A 6,615-nucleotide genomic window follows, 5' to 3' on the forward strand; every position below is an offset into this window, starting at 1 on the left:
CCTGAGCTTTATTCTTCAATTTCTACAATCATTTCAATCTCGATGGCTGTGTTATGAGGCAGCTGTGCCATTCCGACAGCCGAGCGCGCATGTTTTCCCCGTTCACCGAATACTTCTACTAAAAGGTCAGAAGCTCCATTCATCACTTTCGGCTGGTCTGTAAAATCTTCAGTGCTGTTCACAAAGCCTAGTATTTTCACGATTTTTTTCACTTTATTCAGCTCTCCCAGTTCTGCCTTTAATACGTTTAATAAATTAATCACAGACTGCCGGGAAGCATGATAGCCATCTTCTACCGTTAAATCTTTGCCAAGCTTTCCATGATAATTGTCTACTCCCTGTCCAGATGTAAAAATCAGATTGCCAACTTTGCTATGGCTGACATAATTCCCCGCTGCCGGACGTACATCACTCAGTTTAATTCCCAGGGCTTGGAGCTTTTCCTCGGGAGACGTTACTTGTGGACTCATGATTAATCTTTTTCTCCTTTACATTTAAAAATTGCAGAGCGTTTTCTCCTAACATGAACCGCTTTTGTTCGGCTGTAAGGCTGTCCATACCGTCAATCACTTTTCCTGGCGGTATTTCTCTTAATAAAAATGGATAATCCGATCCCAGCATGATCCGTTCATGGCCAAATCTGTCGATTAGAAATTGAAGATTTAACGGATCATAATTCAGGGAATCAAAGTACAAGTTATCTATATAATGACTTGGCGGGTGGCTTGTCAGCCGTAAATGCGGCCATACATGCCATCCCTGATCCAGCCGCGGAATAATGTAAGGGAACGATCCTCCTCCATGAGAGAAGCAAATTTTTAATTTCGGATACTTTTCCATCACCCCGCTCCATATCAGACTCGCCGCTGCCAGTGCTGTCTCGCTTGGCATTCCGACGGTGTACATAAAATTATGGCGTGGCGTTCTGTCTCTTGCCATCGTTTCCCACGGATGGATGAACAACGGTACATTCCACTTTTCCGCCATTTCGAAAAATGGAGCGAACTCTTTGGAATCTATGTTGCTGCCGTTAACATTGGTTCCGATCTCAATGCCGGATAAATGCAGCTCATGAATACACCGGTCCATTTCTTGAATCGCGACATCTGTATCCTGCATAGGAACCGTTCCCAGCCCCAAAAATCGCGCCGGATGAGCGTTTACTGTGTCTGCGATAAAGTCATTTTGCACCCGGGCCATCTCCAGTGCCTGCTCAACTGGCGCCCAATACGAGAACGTGACGGGGATAGGCGAGAGAACTTGCATATCTACTCCTTCTCTATCCATATCTTTTATTCTCCTGTGAGGATCCCACACTTGATCGGTCACTTCTCTGAACACGCTGCCTCCTACCATAATGTTCGCGCCGCATGTGCAAGTCTGATGAAGCACCGGCCAGCGGTCCTGCCCGTATTTTTCCGTAAAATTCGGAATGTCCTGCGGAATAATATGGGTGTGAAAATCTATTCTCATTTCCACTCCTCCGCTTCCGGAGGCATTTTATGACCGCAGTTATCACATGTTCGCAGTTCTTCGCTTCCATTGAACTGTTCAATCGCACCTTTTACCTGCGTCTCAATGTTGGACAGCTGTACAGTCACCCGATGCATTTCATGATCACACTCATCACAGAACCAAACAAAATCTTCCAATTCCCCTTCACTTCTCTTGCGCTCGAGTACAATCCCGTACGTATTGGCCGGACGATGCGGAGAGTGCGGCACCATGGCCGGAAGCATGAATACTTCTCCTTCTCCTACCGTCACCACTTCTCTTTCTCCTTGGTCGTTAATGCATTCGACATAGCAGCTTCCTTTGACTTGATAAAAGAATTCATCGGAAGGGTCTACGTGAAAATCACGTCTTTTATTCGGACCGCCTAGAATCATCGCAATAAACTCCGAGTCTTCCCACATGACTTTGTTGTTGACAGGCGGTTTTAATAGATCCTTGTTTTCCTCAATCGTTTTCATTAAGTTAAATGATCTCGCATTCAATCCGCTGTTTTCAGATTTCAAAGCCATTTCTATCTCTCCCTTTCATTTATTCTTCTATTCTTCGAAAATATATCCTAAATCTTTCGAAATACTATCTGCCACTTTTGTTACGTGTTTCACCATGTTTTGCTTTTCCCGTCCTTGAATATAGGAGATGGGTCCTACCATATTGAGAGCCGCTACATTTTTGCCGCTGTACGACTGAATTGGAGCTGCAATACCATATACACCAAATTCGTTTTCATTGTTGCTCACAGCAAATCCGTTGTTCTTGACTTGATTCATTTCTACTCGAAGGCCTTCTACTGTCCCAATCGTGTTTGGACCGCGTTTTAATAAATCTTTTGAAGTGAATTTTTCCATCAATGACGGATTAGAGGACAACAAAACTTTCCCTGTGCTAAAGCAGTAAGTAGGCTTTCTTTCTCCTATAAACGTAGGAACTTGAAGGGCATCTTTTGCGGCTACTTTTAAGACGAAGATAAAATCTCCGTTTTCATCGAGCATGCCGATATGCACGGTGCCCCTGAATTTTCTCGTTAATTCTTCAATTCTTGGAACAGCTTCGTCATAAATATCCTTTTGATACATCACCATATTTCCTAACTCAAGCAGCTTCCACCCTAATCTGTATCTGTTCGTACTATCTTTGATTAACATTCCTTCCTGGCATAAGGAATGCACCAGGCGATACACTGTACTAGTACTCATATCCAGCTTCTGGGCAATATCAAGATTCCTTAAAGCCGGTTCATCTTCTGTAAAACAATTTAGTATTTGTGCGGCTTTACGTACAGATGAAATCACAGCACCCTGCCCCCTGTCCCTTGACTAAGCTGTTATCTGCTCAACAACTTAGTCATTGTGATTTGATGGATGGTTTTACTCAAACAAAACCGGTTGAAAACGCTGTCATTTTTGAACAGTCATTATTTATTCAGCGATACATTTTTCTTTGTTTCATTTTGTTCCAACGCTCTGTCTACCATCGTTAATGAATCGAAATGCTTTTTCTTGTAATTGCTGTAGAACATACCTAATTTTCTAACAGGATCTCCCGAATAATAACGCTCGTATTGAACCAATCGCTGTCCGAATGCTTCTCCTGATAGATCCCAAGCTAATTTGAACAATCGGACTCTATCATAAGCATCAACTCCCTCACGTCCTCCATAATATTTATCAATATCTTCGCGCAATTCTGTATTTTCAAAATCGTAACCAGTTGGAGATAAAAGAAGTCCGCCGGCACCAATGGTTTGAATAATCTCGATGGCTCGAGGATATGCTTTTGGCAGAATACCACGAATCGTTTCTAATGAAGTGAAAGATGGTACTGCTTCTCCATTTTCGTTAATGGCATATTCATTTTCTGCTGTGCGCAGCAGCGCTCTGATCGTTTCCACCGATTGTACCAGTTCACCTAACTGCGTCTGCACGTTCAAGAAACCATCAACACCAATGGCATCAGCTACTCTAGAAGCCACTTGCTGTGCAAACCTTAATTTGGTCAGCCCTCTAACACCATTTTGATGTGTATTTTGGCTTAATCCTGTTTGAGCGTAAACAGTGTTACCTGCTTCTAAATTATTGTAGGCAAAAATGCGGTTCCAAGGAACAAGTACATCATTAAAGACAAGAACGGCATCCATTTCTTCAAATCTTGATGCTAATGGGTGGTCGAATATTGGACGTTTCCCACTCTGTACCGGCTCGCGGCATACAATGCGAAGACCTGGTGTATCAATCGGAATCGCAAATGATAAAACATATCTTTCATCGCCGGGCTTAAACCCTGGGAATGGATAAATAATCACTTCATCCGTAATCGGAGCAAAGGTTGCAAGCATTTTTGCTCCCCGTACAATAATTCCTTCCGATGTTTCCTCTACAGCTCCTAAGTGGGTGAACATATCTTTTTGTTCGTGAGCGGCTTTGCTTCGGTCATTTTGCGGATTAATAAGAGCATGAGTCAAAAACAAATCATTGTCGCGGACATGTTTATAATAGTTCACGATATTTTCCGCCCAGCTGGCGTTGTACTTTTCAAAGAATTTGTAGTTGCTGGCCATCGAAGTAACCGTGACATTAAGAAAGTCAGGGGACCTTCCCATTAATCCAAATGTTGCTTCTGCCCACGTTTCATACAGTGCTCTGCGTTTCATTAAGTCTTCGTAACTTTTCGGCACGATAAAAGCATTGGAGACTCTTTCTCCTGTTTCTTCACAGATTCCGGTGATTTTGTCCTGGTGTTTCGGGTCATGCTGCATATCATAAAGCCTTGCAATTTCTTTAATAGGCTGACGAAAGTTCGGTTCATTCACGATGTCTGTTACCCTTCTTCCTTCAAGCCATACTTCTCTAGGTCTGGATTTCAAACCGTCCATATAATCTTTTCCTGTTCGTATTGCCATTTGTATACACCCCTCATCATTTATTTTCATTCCATTTCTACCAACGTGATGTAAATTGGAACACATTTTTGCTTTCTGCCTGTAAAGGAGGTCTTGTCTCGATACGCTTTTACAACAAGTGCATCAATGCCGGTTGCCAGCACCTTTCTCACAAGCCATATCCTTTGATGTCTGCCTCCCTGTTTATTACTGTAACTTAAGTATAATCAGCAGCTGATTTTCGCTCAATTTAAAAATTTCACTTTGTGGAATTGAATCGAAATTTTTTTAATTTTTTGTTATTACGACTTTTTTTGAATCACCCCGCTTTTTAAATAAAAAAGGAATACAGCTTTATACATGTCGTTTCCCCTGTCGTGATGGATGAGAATATGAAACATCGACAATATTCACAACGATGTCATCATAATTCCAAAGTATTTTTGCAAAATGTCTTCTCTATGGTGCAAAGCAATCTCTTCTTCTATTTTTGATTTCCCTTCCGTTACCTTTAATGTGTCATTCAAAAGTGTCACACGTCCGTTCTCAGTCGCGATGGTTGCAATACTTTCCTGCGTAAAACGGGACTCCGGCGACGTCTGATTATAGCGGCACATAGGAGCGAAATCTGTTAATACTTTTGGATGATCATAAAAACGATACAGAGTAACCCACTCTCCTTCCTTTTTGGTTTGAAAAAGATATGCACCGTCCTTTGTTTCGGAGGGTGCTGCTCTATATAATCTGCCTCCGTCATTTATTTCTTCTCCTGTTAATGGCGTGGGGATACGGGCAGAATCGCCAAAACCAACGTCTACCAAGTAAGGCTTTTCTAACTGAGCAATGACTGCCGCGTGACTGTCTGCAAGCGCCCACGTGCCATCGGGCTTTTTCACCGTTCCGCTGATGAAATACACATCGTATTGCAGCTGCTGCAATAACCAGTGAAATAACCCATTCAGTTCATAACAAAACCCTCCACGCCCGCGCCATACCACTTTGTCATAAAATGTCGCGATATCTAACGTTATCGGCACATGATTCATCACATCCAAGTTTTCAAAAGGCACAGAAAGCATGTGCCGATACTGAAGATGAGTCAAATAAGATAATGTCCCTCTGAGCATAAACGGCTTGTCCGCTCCAATACGTTCTAAATACCTGTCTGCTTTCACCGCAATCACTCCTTGCCGCGATCTATTGCTGCATCTATCTGTTTTCGCAGAAATAATTCATCCCATTTGCTTTCATTCCTTTACGCCATCGGCCGAAACGTTTCCAATGACGGATGAACATCATATTTTAGGATGCAGGGTGCTATTTCCATGTTAGAATCATCCTCTAATCTCTCTTTCTATCCCCGGCAGCACATAACACCAAAAATGCTGTTTATCCGAAACCGCCTGTACACTCATACCTGTACCAGCACCTTTCGAATACAAAAGCACAACAGAGAATGTTACAAGCTGTCTGCCAGACAACGTGACGGGACACGCATTTCTATCTTTGTCATTTTTTCACCTCTCGAGCAGCTTCTGCTCATTCGATGTAAAGATATGTCTTATTATCATAGCTTCTAAACATTTTTCGAACAATTCTATTATTTCACATAGCGAAATCTTCACCACTTTTTTATTTGGTTCGACATGATTATTTCCCGTAATAGTACAAAAGCTTTTTTCCTTTATTAAAACAAAGACTTCTGTTAGTGAAAAAGAATGCAAGAAGGGAGGCACAAGGTACATACAAATCCAGATGTAAAACACGGCAGGGTCTTAAGCGGCAGATTCCTACGGGGCTTGGCTGCGGAGGTCATGCATCTATCTTGGCAGAGGTGTGAGAATGCGGCATTTCGCACTAATCACATAAAAAAACATGTTGAAAGTGTCATCGTTATTGTTTAAGATGATGTACAACAAAGAGAAAGTGTCATCGTTATTGTTTAAGATGATGTACAACAAAGAGAAAGTGTCATCGTTATTGTTTAAGATGATGTACAACAAAGAGAAAGACTCTTCTTTCCTGTCTATGACATGAGCAGACGATCCGACTTTTAAACGAACGGCAGGCTGCGGCTTATTTTTCGGCACATAAGCTATCGTCTGCCTCTTTTATACGCTAGTGTGCAGAAAAAAGTATTGATATGAATCCAAACACTATTATGCCGGCCGTACCGTATATTCCCATTTTTGACTTGTTGTAAAGGTGAGCGATATGTTGAAAAA

The 6,615-nt window shown here is 42.1% G+C and carries 7 protein-coding genes; all 7 read right to left on the minus strand.

What is annotated here, in order from left to right; genetic code table 11:
- Positions 1–8: 8 nt before the first annotated feature.
- The 7 genes from BLT18_RS16045 to BLT18_RS16070 all read right to left on the minus strand — a co-directional run bounded on the left by BLT18_RS16045 (position 9) and on the right by BLT18_RS16070 (position 5,565).
- Positions 9–470 (minus strand): RidA family protein, encoded by a 462-nt coding sequence (locus BLT18_RS16045; protein ID WP_091276304.1) that lies wholly within the window; start codon positions 468–470, stop codon positions 9–11.
- Positions 418–1,473, minus strand: a complete 1,056-nt coding sequence (locus BLT18_RS16050; protein WP_091276306.1) for an amidohydrolase family protein — start codon at positions 1,471–1,473, stop codon at positions 418–420. Before BLT18_RS16050 ends, BLT18_RS16045 begins: the two co-directional genes overlap by 53 nt.
- Positions 1,470–2,024 (minus strand): 3-hydroxyanthranilate 3,4-dioxygenase, encoded by a 555-nt coding sequence (locus BLT18_RS16055; RefSeq protein ID WP_091276308.1) that lies wholly within the window; start codon positions 2,022–2,024, stop codon positions 1,470–1,472. The genes BLT18_RS16050 and BLT18_RS16055 overlap by 4 nt, the downstream gene beginning before the upstream one ends.
- A 27-nt stretch (positions 2,025–2,051) precedes the next feature.
- Positions 2,052–2,804, minus strand: a complete 753-nt coding sequence (locus tag BLT18_RS16060; RefSeq protein ID WP_091276310.1) for an IclR family transcriptional regulator — start codon at positions 2,802–2,804, stop codon at positions 2,052–2,054.
- Between the two features lie 122 nt (positions 2,805–2,926).
- Positions 2,927–4,411: a 4-hydroxyphenylacetate 3-hydroxylase family protein gene (locus BLT18_RS16065; protein ID WP_091276313.1), complete on the minus strand. Its 1,485-nt coding sequence runs from the start codon at positions 4,409–4,411 to the stop codon at positions 2,927–2,929.
- A gap of 26 nt (positions 4,412–4,437) precedes the next feature.
- Positions 4,438–4,563, minus strand: a complete 126-nt coding sequence (locus tag BLT18_RS18705; RefSeq protein WP_281242372.1) for a hypothetical protein — start codon at positions 4,561–4,563, stop codon at positions 4,438–4,440.
- Between the two features lie 237 nt (positions 4,564–4,800).
- On the minus strand, positions 4,801–5,565 hold the full coding sequence (locus BLT18_RS16070) for an arylamine N-acetyltransferase family protein (RefSeq protein ID WP_245705301.1): 765 nt from the start codon (positions 5,563–5,565) through the stop codon (positions 4,801–4,803).
- Positions 5,566–6,615 lie beyond the last annotated feature (1,050 nt).

Origin of the sequence: Alteribacillus persepolensis (assembly GCF_900099605.1) — a bacterium.
In the GTDB taxonomy this organism is placed as follows: domain Bacteria; phylum Bacillota; class Bacilli; order Bacillales; family Marinococcaceae; genus Alteribacillus; species Alteribacillus persepolensis.